Origin of the sequence: Mycobacterium sp. OAE908, assembly GCF_017872775.1 — a bacterium.
In the GTDB taxonomy this organism is placed as follows: Bacteria; Actinomycetota; Actinomycetes; order Mycobacteriales; family Mycobacteriaceae; genus Mycobacterium.
This window is the reverse complement of sequence record NZ_JAGGJL010000001.1, coordinates 3,003,061-3,023,911: the sequence shown is the minus strand read 5'-3', so window position 1 is coordinate 3,023,911 and position 20,851 is coordinate 3,003,061. Positions and strand designations below refer to the sequence as shown.

19 protein-coding genes are annotated in these 20,851 nt (G+C 60.4%); 3 read left to right on the top strand and 16 right to left on the bottom strand.

What is annotated here, in order from left to right; translation table 11 throughout:
* Positions 1-2 precede the first annotated feature (2 nt).
* Both J3E61_RS14905 and J3E61_RS14900 read right to left on the bottom strand, forming a co-directional pair.
* On the bottom strand, positions 3-1,250 hold the full coding sequence (locus J3E61_RS14905; protein ID WP_210084072.1) for a Coenzyme F420 hydrogenase/dehydrogenase, beta subunit C-terminal domain: 1,248 nt from the start codon (positions 1,248-1,250) through the stop codon (positions 3-5).
* Positions 1,247-2,296 (bottom strand): polysaccharide pyruvyl transferase family protein, encoded by a 1,050-nt coding sequence (locus J3E61_RS14900; RefSeq protein ID WP_210084071.1) that lies wholly within the window; start codon positions 2,294-2,296, stop codon positions 1,247-1,249. The genes J3E61_RS14905 and J3E61_RS14900 overlap by 4 nt, the downstream gene beginning before the upstream one ends.
* A 355-nt stretch (positions 2,297-2,651) precedes the next feature.
* On the opposite strand from J3E61_RS14900, the gene J3E61_RS14895 reads away from it, so the two are divergent.
* Positions 2,652-4,025 carry a hypothetical protein gene (locus J3E61_RS14895; protein ID WP_210084070.1) on the top strand — a complete coding sequence of 458 codons (1,374 nt, stop codon included), beginning with the start codon at positions 2,652-2,654 and terminating at the stop codon, positions 4,023-4,025.
* Here J3E61_RS14895 and J3E61_RS14890 read toward each other — a convergent pair.
* From J3E61_RS14890 to J3E61_RS14840, 11 genes are all read right to left on the bottom strand, one after another.
* On the bottom strand, positions 3,972-4,886 hold the full coding sequence (locus J3E61_RS14890; protein WP_192722195.1) for a glycosyltransferase: 915 nt from the start codon (positions 4,884-4,886) through the stop codon (positions 3,972-3,974). The two genes, J3E61_RS14895 and J3E61_RS14890, sit on opposite strands and share 54 nt — an antisense overlap.
* An 11-nt stretch (positions 4,887-4,897) precedes the next feature.
* A complete protein-coding gene (locus J3E61_RS14885; protein WP_192722196.1) occupies positions 4,898-5,707 on the bottom strand; it encodes an FkbM family methyltransferase in 810 nt (269 codons plus the stop codon).
* Positions 5,708-5,780: 73 nt separating this feature from the next.
* Positions 5,781-5,972, bottom strand: coding sequence for a hypothetical protein (locus J3E61_RS14880; protein WP_192722197.1), 192 nt, complete (start codon positions 5,970-5,972; stop codon positions 5,781-5,783).
* Positions 5,969-6,595: a hypothetical protein gene (locus J3E61_RS14875; protein ID WP_210084069.1), complete on the bottom strand. Its 627-nt coding sequence runs from the start codon at positions 6,593-6,595 to the stop codon at positions 5,969-5,971. The genes J3E61_RS14880 and J3E61_RS14875 overlap by 4 nt, the downstream gene beginning before the upstream one ends.
* A 3-nt stretch (positions 6,596-6,598) precedes the next feature.
* Positions 6,599-8,050: a polysaccharide biosynthesis tyrosine autokinase gene (locus tag J3E61_RS14870; RefSeq protein ID WP_210084068.1), complete on the bottom strand. Its 1,452-nt coding sequence runs from the start codon at positions 8,048-8,050 to the stop codon at positions 6,599-6,601.
* A 100-nt stretch (positions 8,051-8,150) separates the two neighbouring features.
* Entirely contained in the window at positions 8,151-9,101 is a 951-nt protein-coding gene (locus J3E61_RS14865; protein ID WP_210084067.1) for an NAD-dependent epimerase/dehydratase family protein, read from the bottom strand.
* Between the two features lie 29 nt (positions 9,102-9,130).
* Positions 9,131-10,156: a GDP-mannose 4,6-dehydratase gene (locus tag J3E61_RS14860; RefSeq protein WP_192722201.1), complete on the bottom strand. Its 1,026-nt coding sequence runs from the start codon at positions 10,154-10,156 to the stop codon at positions 9,131-9,133.
* A complete protein-coding gene (locus J3E61_RS14855) occupies positions 10,153-11,355 on the bottom strand; it encodes a glycosyltransferase (RefSeq protein WP_192722202.1) in 1,203 nt (400 codons plus the stop codon). The genes J3E61_RS14860 and J3E61_RS14855 overlap by 4 nt, the downstream gene beginning before the upstream one ends.
* A gap of 76 nt (positions 11,356-11,431) precedes the next feature.
* Positions 11,432-12,736, bottom strand: coding sequence for a sugar transferase (locus J3E61_RS14850; protein ID WP_210085568.1), 1,305 nt, complete (start codon positions 12,734-12,736; stop codon positions 11,432-11,434).
* Between the two features lie 787 nt (positions 12,737-13,523).
* Entirely contained in the window at positions 13,524-13,994 is a 471-nt protein-coding gene (locus J3E61_RS14845; RefSeq protein ID WP_192722491.1) for a hypothetical protein, read from the bottom strand.
* Between the two features lie 261 nt (positions 13,995-14,255).
* Positions 14,256-15,194, bottom strand: coding sequence for a nitroreductase family protein (locus J3E61_RS14840; RefSeq protein ID WP_210084066.1), 939 nt, complete (start codon positions 15,192-15,194; stop codon positions 14,256-14,258).
* Positions 15,195-15,615: 421 nt separating this feature from the next.
* Between J3E61_RS14840 and J3E61_RS14835 the strand changes: the two genes are divergently transcribed.
* Positions 15,616-18,414, top strand: a complete 2,799-nt coding sequence (locus tag J3E61_RS14835) for an AAA family ATPase (RefSeq protein ID WP_210084065.1) — start codon at positions 15,616-15,618, stop codon at positions 18,412-18,414.
* Positions 18,415-18,424: 10 nt separating this feature from the next.
* Positions 18,425-18,751 (top strand): hypothetical protein, encoded by a 327-nt coding sequence (locus J3E61_RS14830; protein ID WP_192722205.1) that lies wholly within the window; start codon positions 18,425-18,427, stop codon positions 18,749-18,751.
* A gap of 10 nt (positions 18,752-18,761) precedes the next feature.
* On the opposite strand, the gene rplA is transcribed toward J3E61_RS14830, so the two are convergent.
* The 3 genes from rplA to nusG all read right to left on the bottom strand — a co-directional run bounded on the left by rplA (position 18,762) and on the right by nusG (position 20,830).
* Positions 18,762-19,469 (bottom strand): 50S ribosomal protein L1, encoded by a 708-nt coding sequence (gene rplA / locus J3E61_RS14825; protein ID WP_192722206.1) that lies wholly within the window; start codon positions 19,467-19,469, stop codon positions 18,762-18,764.
* Positions 19,470-19,533: 64 nt separating this feature from the next.
* Positions 19,534-19,962, bottom strand: coding sequence for a 50S ribosomal protein L11 (gene rplK, locus J3E61_RS14820; RefSeq protein WP_192722207.1), 429 nt, complete (start codon positions 19,960-19,962; stop codon positions 19,534-19,536).
* A 37-nt stretch (positions 19,963-19,999) separates the two neighbouring features.
* Positions 20,000-20,830, bottom strand: a complete 831-nt coding sequence (nusG, locus tag J3E61_RS14815; RefSeq protein ID WP_192722208.1) for a transcription termination/antitermination protein NusG — start codon at positions 20,828-20,830, stop codon at positions 20,000-20,002.
* Between the last annotated feature and the right edge of the window lie 21 nt (positions 20,831-20,851).

Sequence of the window (20,851 nt, the reverse complement as noted above, 5' to 3'; positions counted from 1 at the left end):
CGTCATAATTCTGGAGTTCGGTACCTAGCCTTGAAGAGACTCCGTTCGAGTGTCCCTAAGAACGCTTTGGCCAACTTCTTCGGATTCAAAGTCGTAGAAGCAACAAGGTGATAGCCGTGGTAGCTCGGAACCGGTCGGCCCGCGAGTACGCGCCCGATAAGCCGGACGACCAGGGTGCGCTTGCGTTCAGTCTGTAATGGCTGGACTCGGGCCACGCCATCCAGGTCGATGCTGGAGAGGTGGAGTACACCCTCGCTGGCTGCCCGCAGGAGCCAGTTATGCCCACGCTCGGTCCTGGCGATAACAACCGACGTTCCGTCCCTGTCGGAAAATGTTGGAAACCCACGCTCATCTGCTTCCCAGAAGTCGCCTACCGCGATGTCGGCAGATGCTCCGGTCCCGTCGGGGCACAATTTGCATCGCCAGGGCAGGTCACGCCCAAGGTGCTCACCCCAGGATTTCTCGTACGACAGCCGTTTCGCGTTGCCGTATTCGTCCTCAAATGTGAAGTCGCCCGGCCACCCGTTGCCGCGATACCTCAGGATGCGAGCCTTCGCCGGTTCCGTCCCGAATGAACGGATCAGATCATCGGTAGCAGCTTGGCTCGGCACGCCGGCGCAGAAGAAGCTCAGCGATGGAGGCCGATCGCCGGCGGGAACAAGTCGATAGTCTTGCAGCTGACGAAGCGCGCCTGCCTCACACGGCCTGCCCACATAGACATCTCGCCCTGTGACATCGTAGGCGGCTAGCGTGGAGACGGGCGCGTAACGCGAACCGGCGGAGCGCAGCGCCTCTTCGCGCTTCATGACGGATACGGAGACGGTCCGGCGCGACTCGTCGGCATCTGGAGCGACGCCGACCGCGCCTTTCGCGATTCCAGAGTCGATCATCCATAACGTCAACGCGGTGAGTACGCCTGCGCTGCCTCCGGCGAAACGGATCTGCGCATCGCTTGCCTGACCCTCCCACGCCGAAACGTAGCCGCCAAAAACCTTGTGATGCTTGAGCTTTGCGAGGTCAGGAGCCTCTAACCGGAGGCCGGGACATATCGCGTCGAATTGGTGTCGTTCCTCGCGGGCTTCCGCCGCCGTAGCTGGCGGACAACTGACCCGCGGCCGTAAGTGACCACGCTCGTCCAACGCAAGGGTCACCCTAGACGACACATGCGAACAGGCGCCGCAGCCCGAGCAGGTATCTGCTCGGCGGACGACATGTGCGATGCGTTCTTCAAGTTCGTCTCGACCAGTCATGGCCTTAGGCGCCTTAGCGTCGAGACCGCTTCTTCCAAACGGCTTTGAGCGATGGCGAGACTGATCGGCAGCTGCTCTAGAAGACGTCCCTCGAGTGTCATGTCGTCGAGCAATTCAGACAATCGGCAAGAGAAGTCCGGAGTTTCTCGAAGGTCGATGATGTGATTCCACCCGATGTCCCTCAGGAGTGGCTCGAACTTGCGGGAGTAGGCAAGGGGTATGGCTGGAGTACCCATGGACAGCGCATTAAGGCAAGCGTGCATCCGCGAGCCAATGACGAGCCTGCCGCTACCTAGAATCGCCCGGGCCACAGTGAGATTCGGCGGGGCCAGAAACTCGAGGCTGCTGTCCCCGCCATACTCTCGCTCCAAGAGCTTCAAGGGGGGTACGTCATTGTCTCCGGCACCAGGTTCATTAATGGGAACGTCTGGACCCACAACATGGGCCAACAGCGTCACCCGGCGGCCCCGATTGAGGAGATCTTTGATCGAGCTGCGCACTGCCCGCTGGTAAGCGAGATTATCCACATGATGGTTCGGCGGCCACAGCAAGCCAGACACGTTGAAGATGACGTCCCGGGTCTTCTCTACCGGAACTTGCGGTAGCGCGAACACCACGTCAGTTGAGATCGCGTCTGCCGGTCGAGCCAGCCGTGCAACAGCTTCCGCACTAACGCTGTCCCGAGTAACGATGCACGCGACGCGGGAGATCGCGCGGCGCGCCAACATCTGACCGATACGGGTGCTAAATGGCCCGATCGTCTGTGGACCAAAGACGACTGGGATACCAAGCCGATGCGCAACGCTCTGGACGTAAACCATGAGCAGGAGGCGCTTGAAGCCGTAGGCGTCGGTGAAGCTATCACCCGCGCCTGAGTCAAGGACCATATCGAAGTCGCTCAAGCGCTTCGTGATTGGCCCTCTAAACGAAAGAAGCTCTTGAGCGGCCGATCGTTTGCCAAAACTAACGCCGGATTCGCCCCACGCGAAGTCCTGTAGTTCGACCTGGGTGTCGTCACCCCACGTCCGCCGAGCCAGCATCGACATGCCCTCTGCTAGCGCTCGTACACCAAGGTTGTAATTCTTGGTTCCGTCAGCCCAAAGGACCAAAACCCGCATCGCCATTTTCCCTACGCCCGCAGATTCCACGTTTGTACAACGCCAGCTTAGCCACGTACCACCTCTCCCGTTCGATCTCGACAAAATTCTAATGAGGACGCCGATTTTGCAGCAGCAGCAGCTCTTTCTGAGCTCGATCGATAACACAAATAACTACTGACACAGCATTCACTTGCGATCAACAAGAAACGCCTTTTGGGCGCCGCCGCCGATCCCTGCACACCGCGAATGTTGACGCGGCGAAAGCCACACAAGACAGCTAGGCTACGCCTACAGTTACTAGGTGACCATCGTTCGCGAACCGGCTGCCGCAAGAACTATCGCAGTAACCGCGCCCGCCGGCGGACTCCTACTCGTCAAGGCGCTGGTAGTTGTTGCAATGTTCAGCGGGTTTATCAATCTGATCCCAGCTGGCGAATTCATGCCCGCCACATTCCTCATTGACTCGATCATCGCCGCTATGGCCCTTTTAGCGTTCATCGCCTTGTGCCGTGGTGCTTCGTTGGAATTCTGGATGATTGCTTTGATTCTATTGCTCGTGGCCAGCGTGGTACTAATGCTTCAGGGACCCGAGGCCGTAGGACCACAGTTCCGGGCGGTCCGCAATCAGGTCTTCTACGCATTTGCGGGCTTATATACCGCTGTCGCAGTTCGAGACAGAGATGGTGCAATGTCGATCATGACCCTCGTTATGCGATTGGGTCTGGTGCTCGCGGCGTTCGGCTGTGTGCAGTTTTTCTTCCGCGATGTCTTGCCCGAATGGCTCCTTTTCTCGCGTGACACTATTCTGTTTTCCTATTATGGCACGGACATATCCCGTTCAACTGGATTGGTAGGTAACTCGATAATTTTTGCGACGCTGTTGGTGCTCATTTACTCGCTCTGGCTGGCCCAGGCGCTGTGGCGTCCTCGCGTCATGACCTTCGCGAACGCAGCGCTAATGGCGGCCGGCATCGTCACCACCTTTTCCCGTGCATCCATACTCTGCGCGGCATTGATTAGTTTCTGCATGCTGGCCGCTGTGCTGTGGCGCATCCGTCCGAGCCGCCGCATCCCGCTGCTGGCGTCATTGTCGCTGGCTGGTGCACTCTTGGCGATCGGCTTCATCGGCAACGAGAGCTGGCGGGATACGCTGACGGGATCCTTTATCTGGAAAGGACTTTTCCTCGGGGAGAATGCCACGGCGGCAGGATCAAATAAACGACATTACCAATACGCGACATTTGCGATTGAATCGTTTTCACGACATCCTGTGTTCGGGATTGGTCTTGGTACCCAGAGCCAATACTCAGAGAACGCGATGTCGTCAGTGGTGATCACAGATGGATTCCACTACTCTACCTTAGTCGAAGGTGGGCTATTCCTCTTCCTTCCGACGCTTCTGTTTTTGTTGGCAGTCATTTTTCGAGCGGTGCGGGCGTACCACAGCTTCCCCCTCAGCTTCAAGCACATTCCATTCGCAATTGCGATATATTTCTTTTCTCAGGTTGCGATTGCCGGGTTCATCAACACTGGTTTCTATGGCAAGGTTGCGAACCTGATCGGATGGATTGTTTTTGGCGCAATGGTAGCCCTTGCTCGCGCAAACACGGCCGAGGGAGCGCTAACGCAGGCCCTCAAACGCGATGTATGCCGGACCCGTTACTGTTCGACCTAATCGCCAACCTTCAGTTATGTACCGGGCTCGGCATCCATCTCCCGACAGCAACGAACGAGCCAGCCTCGCCCATAGGCGAAGGACGCCGATCCATATTCGACCGCCGGCATGCAGGTGTAAGAAGTAACGAAATGAGGCTGTCTCATACGCTGTCACACGTGTACCTGCACGAGCGTGGGATGACGCCACTTCATGGATCAAATGAGCAGAGGGCACCACAGCGAATCGCAAGGAGGCTTGCTTCATTCGCAATCCGAAATCTACGTCCTCCCAGTACATAAAGAATCGTTCGTCGAGCAGTCCGATTTGTCGAAATGCTGAGGCGCGCACCAGCACACAAGCCCAGGTCAGAAAATCTATGTCGCCCCGGCGACTGCGCTCGTCCATGTTCCAGGTCCAACGATTAATGACACCGCCTGAGGAGATGAGTTCGCCTTGTGGCGTCAAGTTTTTCGGGCCGACCATTGACAACGATGTGTCGTCATTCAGAGCGGCGACCAATCTTGCTAGGGATTCAGCCGAAAGAACGGCATCATTATTTATCACCAAGACTGATTCAACATTCGGATGGCTCAGTAAGTCGCGGATACCCGAATTGACTCCGGCAGCAAAACCAATATTCAGACGGTGCTGAATGATGCGTATCCTCGCATCCGAGGGGAGCGCACTTTCGAGGCTACCGTCAGATTCGTTGTCCACAGCGACGATGTTCGTCAGCAGCGGAGATCTGATGAGCTCGGAGACACAGCGTGCAGTCTTCTCGGTATCGCGCCACGTCAATACAACTGCTCCAACATGCCCGGCAGCCTCTATCGCGCCCGATGCTTCGCTCATGCGCACCGTGTCCCGAACGTTAGGCATGCGGTTCATCGTTACCTGGGTCGCACGGAACAGATCAAGTCGGAGCCGCCGTAGTAGTAGTCGCGGCGGACAGTCTGGTAGAGCTCTGGAAGTCGACTTCGTTCCACGACGCGCTTGTCGGTGGTCAGTGAAAAGCATTGGAACTGAGGAGGAATCCGCTCAACGAACTGCTCGAATGAGCACCCGTAGGCGTGTTCGACGTGGTTGGGCACGATCTCGCAGACGAAATGCCTTGCACTCGAGAGAATGCGCTGCATGCCTGCCATCGCGCGGTATTCCGCACCTTCGATGTCCATGATGACGACGTCGAACTGTCCACTTAGTTCGTCGTCCAGGCTAGCGCCGCGCACGCTGATGATTTCCGGTTGGTCGTAGAAGAACTCAAACTGTCGATCGGGCGGCATGATCTTCGCGCCACCGCTGTTCGCCTTCGACGCCACGAACTCGAGCACACCGGGCGCTTCGGACGCCGCCAGGTTGTAAAGCCGGCAGTTTGTCAGTCCATTGATCGCCACATTCATCTCTAACAGTCGGTAGCTCTCGGGATTCGGTTCGACCCCGACCGCCTCCCGTACGACTGCGGCAAGCGGCAACATGATGGCGCCGACGTGGGTACCGACCACCAACAGCCGCGTCTCGGGCGTCACCAGGGACCGGTACTCCTCGAGGTTTCGCGCGTCGTAGCAGCCATCGAACGCCAATCTGCGTCCGACACCGAAATCCCTAGCCGCGGCGATCAGGAACATGCCGTCTACCTCGTTGAGGAAGCCGAGGCAGTGTGGCCCAGCGATTTTCGCCCTTATATCCGAAACAGTCGCCAACACACGAAGTTTCGAGTGTACCCAAGCTGTCTTCAATTCAAGCCTCCCAGCGCAGAAAGGGCTATCGTGTTGATCATCCGGGGCTAGGTGTCGTCTCGAAGGAGGACATCGGCAGCAGCATTTGCCCGCCCAGGTCTACATGAGGCGGACGCAGCGACGCCGACACCAGCATGATGTTTGCAATCACCATCACGATGAGGGCGATTATCTGCCACCTCCATAGCAACATCCCCCGACTGTTGGCCAGGGTCTTCTGGTTCTTCATGCGGCCACCTCTGATATCGCCGCTGAGGCTGCGCGCTCGATTCGCGCGACGGCATTGGCGATGAGGGCGGCCGACGCCGCGTACGCGCCATCATCGCGGCCGTATGGATCGGGTATGTCGTCATCGGCGAGATCCGCTGGCGGAACTGCGAATCCGCGTCGAGAAGCGACGATGCGAACAAATGTAGACATCATCTCCGGCACCGGAACCCTTTCCTTGAAACGCAAGAGTCCCGCAGCGCGGGCGTCTTCTGTCAACCGGGCAAACTCGTTGAGTGTGAAGGAAACCCGGCTCTTCGAGGGCACGAGCAGTGCGGTCTCGCGCCGGTGATTGCGGGTCATCGCGAGGACTAAGTCAGCCTGTTCGGCTTGTAGTCGGTCCAACTGACGCGCAGTGCGGCTCGTGACGTCCACAACAACATCTCCTGCAAGAACGGCCATTTGGGGTGCAATCACGGCGCCACGTAGTGCCTCAGTTCCGGCACTAATAATCTCAACTCCGTCAGCCCACCCGAGACGAGCGATCGCCGCGCGTAGCAGCAGCGCGGCATAGGGGGATCGGCAGACGTTCCCGGTGCATACCGAGAGGATGCAGAAGCGTGCAGACTGAGGTGCGCCGGACAAGTTTCAGGTTCCCCTCGTATTGGTCACTGTCTTGCTCATGTTCAGAAATTGGCCCGGGTCCAAAGGTGACCCGTTCGTCTCTCGAGCGGCGATCCCGTACGCCCGGTATCCATATCGGGCGTACCCGTACGCCTCGGCCCCCTTAGTCGGCATCATCGTTAACACGATTCCGGCAATCCGGGCATCGACGTTGTTCAGGGCATCGATTGCCGACTGGAGCTGCGCCTTATGCGTACGCCCGGATGCGACTACCAGTAATGCACCACGTACATGCTTTGACAGCACGGCGGCGTCAGTAACGGGCAGCAGTGGCGGGGTGTCAACCAACACGACGTCATATTCCTTCTCCACCAACTGAAGCAGTTTCATCATCGCTTCTGACCCAAGTAATTCGCTGGGGTTCGGGGGGATCCTGCCGGCGGGCAAGATGTCGAGATTTCGCAGGCCCCAGTTCTGCACTGCGTCAGGCAGCTCCACTTTTCCGATGAGTACATCTGTAAGCCCGACTGCGCCCTCCAGGCCGAAAATAGGAGCGACGTTGGGATGCCGCAAGTCCGCGTCGATCACGAGCACGCGGACATCGGACTGCGCGATGACGATGGCAAGATTCGCGGTCGTTGTTGACTTACCTTCGGCGACCGATGCTGACGTAATGACGAAGCTTCGCGGGCCGCCTTCGACATCAAGGAACTGCAGGTTGGTGCGTAGGCTTCGGAATGCTTCCGCCCGTGGATCTGTCGGCGCAGACTGGACGATCAGGGGGCGCGTCTGCGCGGATTCGTCGAACGCGACGCCACCTAGGATTGGTGCATCGGTGATGCCGCGGACATGCTGACGACCGCGGATGCGCGTGTCGAGCGCGTCGATCAGCACTGCCGTGACGACGCCAACCGCAAGGCCCACAAGCAGGCTCGCGGCAAGGTACAACTTGGTTCTGGGCACCACTGGGGCAGTTGGGACTTGGGCTGGCGTCAGAATCGTCACCGCCACGGGGGACTGCTCATCTGCCCGGGGGCGGGTCAGCATCGACGCTTCATCGCGAAAACTGGCGGTGACGGCGTTCGCGATGTTCGCGGCCTCTACTGGGTTCTCACGTGTAACGGCGATTTCAATGTTCACCGTGTTTGGCGCTACCTTCGCTGTGATGTCAGATGCGAGATCCGCGACCGTCTCGGTGAGCCCGAGTTGCGGGTCATCTACAACCTTGCTCAGTACTGCTGGCGAGGAAATCGCCTCAGTGAACGACTTGATCATGCTTTGGGTGTAAAGAGCTCCCTGATTGAACTCCTGCATCGTCCCCGCGTTCTGCACGGAGACAAAAGACAGCGTCCTTGCTTCATACTGCGGGGTAATCAGGATGCTCGCAGTAGCACCGATGGCGAGCCCAGCCATTGCTGACAAAGCGATAAGTAGCCATCGTTTCCGGATCACTCGGATGTAGTCGCGTAGCTCCACTCGTCCTACTCCTTACATCCGAGTATCTCGTGCAATCGACACCGGCCACGGCCCGAGCGCGAAACTATGTGTCCGCCCAGCAGAGGCACAACAAAAGTCGTCATCGGCAGGCTCCGACCATTGCGCCGCCGTCGGCCGAGCCGAGTGAGCTGCTTGAGTCAACCGCGATGCTCACATAGTCCTCGACTGATGACTGCAGTTGGATTCCTGGCCGCCATCCCGTCTCGGCGCAAAGGCGTTGAGCATTCCCGATATTGGCCGAAGGATCGATTACGCGATCAACTGTGACGTCCGTGGGCGGGATCGGCTTACTTAACGCGGCGCACACCGCCTCCAGCATCTGCCAGCCTGATCGGGCGATGCCGGTGCATACGTTGTAGGTCGTGTGGCGCGGCTCAGGCTGCTCTAGCAGAAGCCGGTACGCCCAGGCAATGTCGCGAACATCGGTGTAATCTCTTGCCGAATCGAGGTTTCCAACAGACATTACTGTTCCTGGTCCCCATTCTTTCACCTTCGCAACCAGATCGGGCACGATGAAGTTTGGGGATTGTCCCGGCCCGACGTGGTTGAACGGGCGAACAACGACCGCGTCAACTCCTCGCTGCATGTAGTACTCAGTCTGCCGTTCCACCAACAACTTTGAAACGACGTACGGTGACGTAGCCAGCAGCGGAGATCCTTCTGTCAGCCCGAGGCTCTCTCGGGTGTTGTCATAGACGGCGCCGGAGCTGACAACGATCGCTCGCCCCCGCCATTCGGCTTTGAGAGCGCTTTCGAAAATGTGGGTCACCATCGAGCTATTGGTGTTGATGTATTCCTGGGGGTTGTCGAACGACGGTCCGACAGCCGCCAAGCCGGCCAGATGAACCAGCCCATTGATCGGGCCTACCTTCGGCCAGCCTCGCGTCAGGTCGACGGGGTAATACTCCTCTAGCCACTGTGTGATACGCGCAGGCGGCTCGTCCGGATCGGATATCCCGATGACGCGATAGCCGGCGGTCGCGAGGTTTTCTACCAACACTTGGCCGACGAAACCCGTTGCGCCCGTCACTGCGATCCGATCCCCTGGGCGGACGGGCCTCATGCGCTAACCGGAATTGCAAGGGCACCATAGCGGCCGCGCTGTAATGCGATGTCGTGGTGGACCATTCGGCTAACCAGCTCCGGGAAATCTACTTCACGCTTCCAGCCGAGTACCGTCTCCGCCTTCGCCGGATTGCCCAGCAAGATGTCGACTTCGGCGGGGCGCACGAACGCCGGATTACGTTTGACATATGGCGACCAATCGTCAATACCAATCTCCTTGAACGCCAAGGTCAAAAAGTCACCAATCGAGTGTGTCTCACCGGTAGCGAGGACGAAATCGTCCGGTTCATCGTGTTGCAACATTTGCCACATTCCGCGAACGTAGTCGCCGGCGTAACCCCAATCCCGCTCTGGCCAAAGGTCACCTAGCTCCACGTACTGTTGTAGGCCGAGGTAAATCCGGGCGACCGCATGGGTGATCTTGCGAGTTACGAATTCGACGCCACGTCGCTCTCCTTCGTGGTTGAACAAGATGCCGCACGACGTGAAGATTCCGTGGCTCTCGCGATAGTTTCTCGCGATCCAGTGACCGTATAGCTTGGCCGCCCCATACGGGCTACGGGGATGGAAGGTTGAGTTCTCGTCGTAGCCCAACACAGGGCGGTTATATTCGAGGCCGCCGAACATCTCAGATGTCGACGCCTGATAGAACCGCGTCTTGCCGGACCTGCCCGTCATCCGAATTGCCTCGAGGCAGGCCAAGACCCCTCGACCCGTAGTGTCCATCGTCAGTGCCGGATTTTTGAACGAGTACCCGACGTGGCTGATCGCCGCCAGGTTATAGAACTCATCCGGATCAGACTGGTCGACGGCGCGGAGAATTGACGCTGGATCCAACAAGTCCGCCTCGAGGAGGACGGCAAAGGGAAACTCCTCGAGGATCTGCTCCTTCTTGAGGTTGCTCTGACCGCGCACTATCGCGTAAACGTGATAGCCCTTCTCGTGCAACAGGGCCGCAAGATGCCCACCATCTTGTCCGGTGATGCCCGTGACAAGAGCGTTTTTGCCGTGTGTGTTCACTTGACCTCCTGCGGGTGATACCTGTGAGTGAATGTGAGTGGTTGACGTGTTGAGCGGGCATTTCGCGCATTGCGCATCTCGTCGGGGCTGGGACCGCCGGTGACCCAGGCGACGAGGCGTTCAGCGAATCTGGATTCAGAGAGCTCCAGCAGTTCGCAGAGGGTCGGGCGACATCCCTCGTTTATCAGCTGTCGTGTCTGCTCTGCGACTTCATGGAGATCCGCGAAATCTACTGCTGCGCTTGCCAACGAACTCGCAACCGCCTCCCGGGCGCCGCCGGCGAAGTTCACAATTGTGGGTGCTCCCGCCGCCATCGCCTCGACGGGCATCATGCCGAAGTCTTCGACGGACGGAAACACGTAGGCGGCCGTTCTCGCGTAGAGCGCATGAAGAAGGGCATCCGAAGGTGACAACACCAACTCGACGGGCACTGCGGCACTTGCCGCCAGAGCTTTCAGGCGCGACTCCTCTGGGCCGCTACCTGCGATCACGACTGGGAGTCCGATGAGTTCACCGACTTTGATTACCTTGTCCAGCCCTTTGTAGGGGACGAAACGTGATGCACCAAGGATGAATTGGGCTGGCAGTTGGTCAATGACGCGGCGATCAGAATCGCTTAGGCCTGCACCGGTTCGCGCAGACTCTGCGATCGCCTCCACCGCGACGGGCGGAAAGATCACTTTAGCGTCCCGATTCCAGTACCTGCGGATGCGATCTCGCACGTATCCGCTGATTCCGGCGATTGCAACGGCCTCAGCGGCCCGACGACGGTCGAGCTGCCGGTAATGGGACGAAGCGACGCGTACGAGTGGATTGTTACCACGAATGTCAACTTCCGGTGTCCAGATATAGCGCGCCGGCGTATAGGCGTACACAAACTTCGGCGCAGACAGATTCACACCCGAGAACCGAGCATGATGAGCGAACAGGTGAGAGCTCGCCAAGACCCAGTCGTACTGATGATCACTCCGAAGCGCACGCCACGTCGTGGGCATAAAGGGCAACGCAAGAGCCTTGGAACGACGGAGTGGTGTACTCGAAAGCCACGATTCGGAGATATCGCGTCCGGCCATAACGGATCCGGAATCGCGCCAAAGCGTGCGCAAGTCCGCATCAGGAAATGCTCGGCTCATCGCCGCGAAAACCTTTTCAGACCCGCCGTGTGCCGATATCCACTCGTGAATGATGACCCCCGCCATTATGTAATGTCCGCCCTTGCAGGCATGGTTACGGGGCGGGCGGCCCCACTGAGGCATTGTGCGTTCGACATGGAGATCACCGACCCCGGTAGCAAAAGACCTGGCGGAATGTCCGCAAGATGATCTTGATATCGAGCCAAAGCGACCAGTTTTCAATGTAAAAGTTGTCGTACCGAGTGCGGTCGGCGATAGACGTATCACCTCTGAGGCCACAGACCTGAGCCAAGCCGGTAAGCCCGACTTGCACGCGATGACGCGCGTTATACCGATCGAACTGCATGGAGAACTGCGCCACAAAGTGCGGCCGTTCCGGCCGCGGACCTACCACAGCCATGTCGCCTCGAAGAATGTTCCACAGCTGAGGCAACTCGTCGATCGAAGTGCATCGCAGAAACCGTCCGACCGGGCCAACGCGGCTGTCATTGGCCACACACCACATCGTTTCTGACTCGGCATCATTGGCAGGCCGCATAGAACGAAACTTAAGAAGCTGGAAGTGCCTTCCATCGCGCCCAACTCTGACTTGCCTGAAGATGACCCCGCGACCACCCTCGATCCTGGTGGCCACCGCAGCACCAATGATGACCGGCAGCAAGACAATCAGCGCGACGGTCGCAACTACGACGTCCAGCCCTCGCTTTACGGCCTGGGCGGGACCGTAGAGACGGGGACTGCGGATACGCATGATCGGGATGGAGCCAATACGGTCAGCTCTCCCCGTCGCGGTGTAGAAGTGATGCAAACGTGGGACAACGAGCAGCTCCGCGTCTCGACACGTCTCGGTACGAACCGATTCAATCAAGGCACGTTCATCAATACCGCTGTCCGCCAACATCAGACTGTCTGCACCAGTTGACAACACCACCCTGTCTAGATCAGCAAGATGGCCGAGGCATGGTAGATAGTTCTCGACTGGACAGTGGTCGCCATCATCGAGGAAGCCCGTCAGATCGAGTCCATACTCCCTGTGCTGCAATAGAGTTCGTGCGAGTTCTGCTGCTACCGGCCCGCCGCCGATGAGGATAGCGCGACGCCGCATTATCCCTCTTCGCCGACTTATGACAAGTATCCACATGATTAGGACCCGGCCGAAAACAACCAGAAGGGCTGCCTCGCACGCAGTTTGGAGGAAAGGCACTACCTCCGGCCGTGGGCGAAGGTAGAGGACGGCTATGGACGCAATCGCCATGGCGGTCAGCAACCGACCGACGATAGAGGGCAGCTCATCTAGCGCGCTGATGTGCAGGGGTACAACGTACCGACCGCCATCAGACAGGAGGTAGGCGCCCAGCACTGCCATCATCGCCATCGAAGAGAACTGGGCGGGACGCCAGAGAAGGGGAGCAAGAATCAGGACAAAGTCGACAATCGGGACGACCATGCGCGCGGAGAAATGACTGTCGGATCGCACGCTGAGACCACTGTTGCAGTTATACGAATTGGTACGACGCCCATCTTCTGCACTATCGAGAACCGTTGTGCGATCATTGCTCCCGGCAGCCGCAGGTAGATCAGGGCCCGCTAGTGGATTGTCGAGGGTGAGGACGCTGGTCGGTAGATCACCGCGAGCATTGACATCGGCGACCGGGGACTGCCGAGGAGCAGTCACCGTCATGGGATCGAGGACACCGGTCACTGTTTCACACCCCGCGTGCGGACGTGGACTGTCGGCCGTCCCCATGTCGGAGCTGCGTTGGCCGCAAGTGCATGTTCGCGCGCGTCCTGCCAAGAAAACATCCGTAGCCCCCTGTTGCCGCCGATAACGACTTGGCCCGTGAGAGTGACAGTCTCAGAGCCGACTTGTCGGTGCCGAGTGACACTGCCTCACCTGATCTTTAGCCTATTCACCCCGGGCGCTTTACGAAATGAGGTGTTTCCCTAACGTTTTTGGCGTGAGTACCCCCGGAATTCACAGCTATAGGCGCATTCTTTAGGGATAGACCCGTCGGCGCTCTGTCTGCGCGACAGGGAATTGCGTGGGCACCCTCACGCCGCGAGCCCATGCGTTAGCGCAACACCGTGATCGGCGGGTCCCATTCAATCCGCAAGGTCGCGCAACGAATTACGTTGAAATGATTGGGCAATCTGGGTTGCGCGTTCGAGAACTAAACGGCAGAGCCGTTTTTCGCCACGTGTGCACTGGGTCACCAGCCGCGCCTTCCGCCCGCTCAGATTTCACATAGCCCTGAACGTTTGCAGATGACCTGGCATTGATGCAGGCGCTCGTCGCTCGAATTGCACCATGTGGGGTCCTTGTTGATGATTGCCGCTGCTTTCTGATCTCTCTTCCCCATGGCGCCTTGCGGGGTCATCACCGAGTTGCCGGGATGACCCGGCGAGGCGACGCGGTTGGTGCAGTTTAAGTTGAGTATGTACTCGTTTTTCCGCATATTGTGACCGCTGGCATCGAGGAACTTCGACATGTGCCAACTCGTCACGATGCAGTCGTCCGTCGTCAGTTCGCTTCCGGTGATCGTCCCAATCACGGGCTTGCCGTTCCACTTGGCGATCGCCGATGCAGCGTCGCCGTATTTCTGCCCGGCCAATGGGTCAGCTGCGGACGCGATGCCGCAACTGAGCACCGCCGAGAGGACCGCCGCACCAGCGACACCGAGTATCCGTCCAACCAAACCGTTGATCACGAACCCCTCCTCGTGGCAACACGCATCACGTCGCACCGGTTCCACCGCATATTGCCGGCGCGTCCGAAGCCGCTCGATGCGGCCACTGTCGCTATTGAACCGACACTATTGCGAGGGGGAATGGTGATGAATCGGTTGTTTTCCCCTGCTTTGCCTCGCCTACCCCCAGCCGTTTGCCGCCCAGGACCGCAGGTACCCGCCAGCTAACGACTGTGCGCAGAGCAATCAGCAGATCGTTACAACAACGTGTCAGCGACGTCAGGCGCTGGTCAGCGACTGATCGTTCGGCCACTGACAGACCTCCGCCAACGGCCGGCGCGGAGTCGAAGGAAGCGGATCGGCGTCCACCTGAGGCCAGCCGACACGCATCAAAATCTGCGGAACTCCAACCACACTGAACAAGTTTGTGTGCATGGTGTCTCGTACGTCGCCGCACTGAAGCGCCTCCGTGACAGGACAACTCGCAAGTCCCAACGCGGTAGCCGACAGCAGCACCACGCTCATCGCTTCACCAGCGCGCAGGCGTGCGAGCCTACTGTCATCTTTGGTTCCAAGCGCCAATACGACCGCGCTGTCAACCGCGGCATCAGCGTCGGATTTTGCCGCGTTCCAGTGCGGACCGTCGGCAAACGTCACATGGCGTTCGCTTTGGCCGGCCGCGTCGCCGTGGTGTTCGTGGCCTGTCCGGTGTCGCCAGACTTCTTGGGCCACAACGTGTTGCACATTCTGCACCCCTTCGACTCGCCGCGTCGTCACCCCTGTAACTGCGGTGCGTGCGCCGATCAGCGCCAGGTCAGCGGCGGACACCGGCCACGAGCTGTATGGCCGCCAGTCATTCCGCTGCCTCGGTATTGCGGAGGCAAGCGCGACGTCGAGTGCACTGGCCGAGTGCGGATACAACTCCAAGTCCGCGAGATGTTCGGGTTCGGCGGCATCGGGCAATCGCTGCACCCTCGCACGCCAGCCCATCGCCGCCAGCGCGACGAGGCAGTGGTGCAGCGACGCGCCACAGCTCAGCAATACGTCTCGATCTTCCGCGTCCGTGTGAGCGCCGCGCCGGTTCGCGTCCGCGTAGAGATGCAGACTCTGCGTGCCCACCCGCCATAGCCACGGTTGGCAGTCGCCGACCGACGGCGCACGCGTTGCGAGCGACAGCGCCGTATGGATTGTGTTCTCTTTGGGAAAGCAACTAATCATTTGCTGCCCTCGCTTTCCGGGCCCCCCGGCCCAGCCCGAACCACCGCTCCCGGCGACGGTGATTTTGAGTGATTGGGACATCGACTCGGCCGTCGAAGCGGCCATTGCTTGCTATATCTGCACCGCTGTGCGTGTTCGGCGCAGTAGCCAATGTCCAATTTGCGAAGCTGCCATCCCGCCGCTGCGACATACTGCCGCCAGGAAACACACTGTTCAAGGCCGATATCATAGGCAGCGGCGGGCTCTGGTTCAGCGCAGCGGACGGTTGCGGACGCAAAAAGTTGATTTTCGGTCTGCGCCGAACAGTCAGCTTTGCCATCTCTGCACCCCGCGGGAAACTTATTAACGCCTAGGTAAATCATAACGAGAAACTTGAAGGATTCTGGCAAAATCGGGATTTGCTAGGTGAATACTCCACCCTGTGTCGGGGGTCGGCGTGAACCGCTTTGGGAAGCTGGCGGCGGTAGGGGACTTCTTGACGGAGGCCAGTGCGCAGCCGTCGTGCCTTGTCGTCGACGGCGAAGCCGGCATCGGCAAGACCACACTCTGGCTGGCTGCGATCGCACAGGCGCGCGAGCGTGGCTTTCGAGTGCTTTCCGCCCAGGCGGGCCAGGCCGAATCCTGGCTGGCCTACGCGGCCGCAGCCGACCTGGTCGGCGAGATCGAAGCGTCTGTCTTGGACCAACTTCCAGAGGTGCAACGTGTCGCGCTGGACCGTGTTCTGTTGCGATCCGACCTCAGCGGCGGCATGCCTTGCGACCAACGGGTCGTCGCAACCGCTTTCCTCTCTGTGGTGGAAGGACTCGCACACACGACACCGGTGCTGGTGGCGATCGACGACGTCCAATGGCTGGACCCGTCGAGCAAGGCCATACTCGCGTTCGTCGCACGTCGTTTGACGGGCCGCGTCGGAGTGCTCGTCACCGAACGGTCGCAACGCGGCGTCGAGACCGCGACGTCGTGGCTGCGGCTGCGCAGACCCGACGGCGTCGAGCGAATTCGCGTGCGCCCGTTGAGCCTAGGCCGTCTACGCGACTTGTTCGATGAGAAACTTGGTCGATCATTTCCCCGCCCGACAATCGTACGAATAGCCGAGATATCCGGCGGCAACCCGTATTTCGCGCTCGAGTTGGCACGCACAATGCTCACGGGCTCACCATCTGAAGAATCAGACTTACCCGCCACGCTCGCCGACCTGGTACGCGCACGAATCGGACGCCTGGACACCCAAGCGCAGGAGATGTTGTTGGCGACCGCCTGCTCCGCCGAGCCGACGGTCGACCTATTGGCAAGGGCCACAGGGAATTCCATTGAACGAACCGTCGAGTTACTCGAAGAGGCCGAGAGTGAGGACATCATCGGCATCGACGGCAACCATGTGCAGTTCTCCCACCCGCTATTGGCCCGCGGCGTCTATACCGACGCCACACCGTCGCGCCGCCGAGCAATGCACCGGGCACTCGCTGACGTCGAGGCCCTGCCCGAACTGAAGGCCAAGCACCTCGCGCTTGCCACCACCAATACCGACCCGGTCACTCTTCGCGCACTCGACGAAGGCGCGGACGCCGCGCGGGCCCGCGGAGCCCCAGCGGCGGCAGCCGAGTTGGTCGAATCGGCGATTCGACTCGGCGGTGACACCCCATCGCGCCGGTTGCGGGCGGCCGACCACTACTTCCAGGCCGGCGATAACAAGCGGGCCCGTGCCCTGCTCGAGCCGACGATCAGCCAGCTCGAACCCGGACCGCAGCGCGCGACCGCACTCACCCTGTCCGCCGAAATGCTGATCGCTGACGGTAGTTTCGAGCAGGCCGTCGATCTGCTGTGGACAGCGCTGAGCGACGCCGCAGACGATCACCCATTGTTGGTGCAAATACTGCTGTTGTTGTCGAACTCACTGATCGCCACGTGTGAATACGACGAAAGCCTGCACCACACCCGGCAAGCCGTGGTGCTGGCAGAAGAACTCGGCAATCCGATGCTGAGCAGTCAGGCGCTGGCGATGTGGGTGAAGGTGAGTTGCATGTGCGGCCAGGGAGTCGACGAGCTCAGCCTCTCGCGTGCACTGGAACTCGAAGACCCCGAGCTCGACGTGCCGTATCCGATGCGCGCCAGTACCGCCTACGCCCTGACACTGGCCTGGACAGGACGACTGGCCGAGGCGCGCAGACAGATGTACGAGGTGCGCCGCCACTGCATCGAACGTGGTGCAGAGGGCCTCCTCATGGACCTGTCCCTGCACTGCGCCTTGATCGAAATCTGGCGCGGGAGCTTCGTTGACGCCGCACAGATTGCCACCGACGCGATGGAACGCGCAGAGCAACTCGGCGGCGACCAAATGCTTGCTGTCGCAATGGCAATCCAATCCGCGGTCGACGCATACGCCGGCCACGACGAGGAGGCCCGCGCCCATGCGCGCACCGCATTGGAGGCCGCCGAGCGCTGTGGGGCGCGCAGCCTGACCCAATGGCCCGCCGTGACTTTGGGATTCCTGGAAGTCTCGCTCGGCAACTACGCCGAGGCGCTCGCTGCGTTGGAGCCTTTACTCTCCGACTTCGACGCGATACCAGGCACTGAGATCATCACCGCCTCGTTTCTGCCCGACGCGATCGAGGCGATGATTGCCGTTGGCAGGCTCGACGATGCCGAACTGCTCATCGACGCGCTGGAGCACAACGGCCAATGGCTCGACCGTCCTTGGATGTTGGCCGTGGGGGCCCGCTGTCGAAGCATGTGGCTGGCCGCGCACGGTGATGTCGCAGCTGCCGATCAGATGGCCCAACAAGCGCTACACGAGCATGAGCGATTGGCCATGCCTTTCGAGCGCGCGCGCACTCAGCTACTGCGCGGCCAGTTGTTACGTCGGCAACGCCGAAAGGATCTCGCGGCAGCCGCTCTGCACGAGGCGCTCGACGCATTCGAGGAGATGGGCACACCCCTGTGGGCGGAGCGGGTCCAAGCGGAGATCGCGCGCACCCGTGTCAGCGCGACCCACGATTTGGGGCTGACCCCGTCAGAGCTGCGTGTAGCCGAACTCGCCGCTTCGGGGATGACCAACCGCGACGTCGCCGCCACCCTGTTCATCAGTCCGAAAACCGTTGAACACAACCTGGCACGCGCCTACCGCAAGCTCGGAATCCACTCCCGCGCCGAATTAGGGCAGCAGATCAGCCAGCTCAATCTGGGGGAATCAACCGATTCGCACAGCGCCGGGGGTCATTAACCTAACGACGGTGAGCAACGTTTCGCCGTCGTCGTGCTTCCTCGCGGAGTGGTATCGACCCGACGTCACCTCACGAACCATCGACGACATCGTCGCCGCGCTCCAAACCGCCGCCAGTGCAATGCGTGCCAAAGGCATTCAGGTGCAATTGCTGATGACACTCGCCGTCCCCGCCGACGAAGTGCTCTACGCAACCTTCAGCGCGTACTCCCCCGACAGCGTCGTCCAGACATGCAAACAAGCCGGGATTCCCGTCGAGCGACTCAGTTCGGATGTGTTGCTCGGATCAACGTGGCCACCAGCCGGGGGTACCCCAGCGGCTCACGCCGTCGGGTAGGCGTTGACTCCTACGCCTCGGCGAAGTTGCGAGTGATCTGCGGGTCGACCGGGATACCCGGACCGGTGGTCGTCGAGACGGTGACCTTCTTCAGGTAGCGGCCCTTCGACGACGACGGCTTGGCACGCAGGATCTCGTCAAGCGCAGCACCGTAGTTCTCGGCGAGCGACTTCTCGTCGAACGACGCCTTGCCGATCACGAAGTGCAGGTTGGCCTGCTTGTCGACGCGGAAGTTGATCTTGCCACCCTTGATGTCGTTGACCGCCTTGGTGATATCGGGCGTCACGGTGCCGGTCTTCGGATTCGGCATCAAACCACGCGGACCGAGGATGCGCGCAATGCGGCCCACTTTTGCCATCTGGTCGGGCGTTGCGATCGCGGCGTCGAAATCCAGGAACCCGCCCTGGATCTTCTCGATCAGGTCGTCACTGCCGACGATGTCGGCGCCGGCCGCCGTGGCCTCCTCGGCCTTGTCGCCGACGGCGAACACGGCGACCCGGGCGGTCTTGCCGGTGCCGTGCGGCAGGTTGACGGTGCCGCGCACCATCTGGTCGGCCTTACGCGGATCAACGCCGAGCCGGATCGCGACCTCGACGGTGGCGTCCTGCTTCTTCGACGACGTCTCCTTGGCCAACTTCGCGGCCTCGAGCGGGGTGTACAGCCGCTCGCGGTCGATCTTCTCGGCGGCTTCGCGATATGCCTTGCTGGTCTTGCTCATTGAAATCTCCTAATTGATGAGTTGTGGTTGGCGGGCCGCAGCTGGCCCTCCCACGGGAGCCGTCTTATTCGACGGTGATCCCCATCGACCGGGCAGTGCCGGCGATGATCTTGGCCGCCTGATCGATGTCGTTGGCGTTCAAGTCTTCCTTCTTGGTCTCGGCGATCTCGCGCACCTGATCCCAGGTCACCTTGGCGACCTTGGTCTTGTGCGGCTCGCCCGAGCCCTTCTGCACACCGGCGGCCTTGAGCAGCAGCTTGGCCGCGGGTGGCGTCTTCAGGTTGAAGGTGAAGCTGCGGTCCTCGTAGACGGTGATCTCCACGGGGATGACGTTGCCGCGCTGGTTCTCCGTCGCGGCGTTGTACGCCTTGCAGAACTCCATGATGTTGACGCCGTGCTGGCCGAGTGCCGGACCCACCGGCGGGGCGGGGTTGGCCTGCCCGGCCTGGATCTGCAGCTTGATCAGCCCGGCGACTTTCTTCTTCGGGGCCATGAGTGTTGGTGTTCCTTTCTAGGGATCGCGTCCGCGATCAGATCTTGGCGACCTGGTTGAAGGTCAGTTCGACAGGTGTTTCGCGACCGAAGATGGACACCAGCACCTTGAGCTTCTGTTGTTCGGCGTTGACCTCGCTGATCGAGGCGGGCAGCGTCGCAAACGGCCCGTCCATGACGGTGACCGACTCGCCGACCTCGAAGTCGACGAGGATCTCCGGACGCTCCATCGATGCCTCGGAGGACGCGGCCGCGCCTGCGGTGCTCTTGGCCGGCTTCTTGGCGGCCGCGGGCGGCAGCAGGAACTTCACCACGTCGTCGAGCGACAGCGGCGAGGGTCGCGACGTCGCCCCGACGAAGCCGGTGACGCCCGGCGTGTTGCGCACCGCGCCCCAGGACTCGTCGTTGAGCTCCATGCGCACCAAGATGTAGCCCGGCAGCACCTTGCGGTTGACCTGCTTGCGCTGGCCGTTCTTGATCTCGGTGACCTCTTCGGTCGGTACCTCGACCTGGAAGATGTAGTCGCCGACGTCGAGGTTCTGCACGCGGGTCTCGAGGTTGGCCTTCACCTTGTTCTCGTAGCCCGCGTAGGAGTGGATGACGTACCAGTCACCCGGCCGGGTGCGCAGGTCCTTCTTCAGCGCGACGGCGGGATCTTCGTCCTCGTCGACTTCCTCGGCCGGCGCCTCGTCAGCCGCAGCCTCGTCAGCCGCAGCCTCCTCGACCGGCGCAGCGTCTTCCACGGCCTCGGCGGCTGTGCTGTCTTCCAGACGCTCAGCGGCCTCGTCCACGATCACGGTCGCCGGGTCCGCTGCCTCGGCGAGCGCATCCGACACGGCCGAAGGCGATTCGCCCTCGAAGGAAGTCACTTGTCAGTCCTCTCTAGTTCT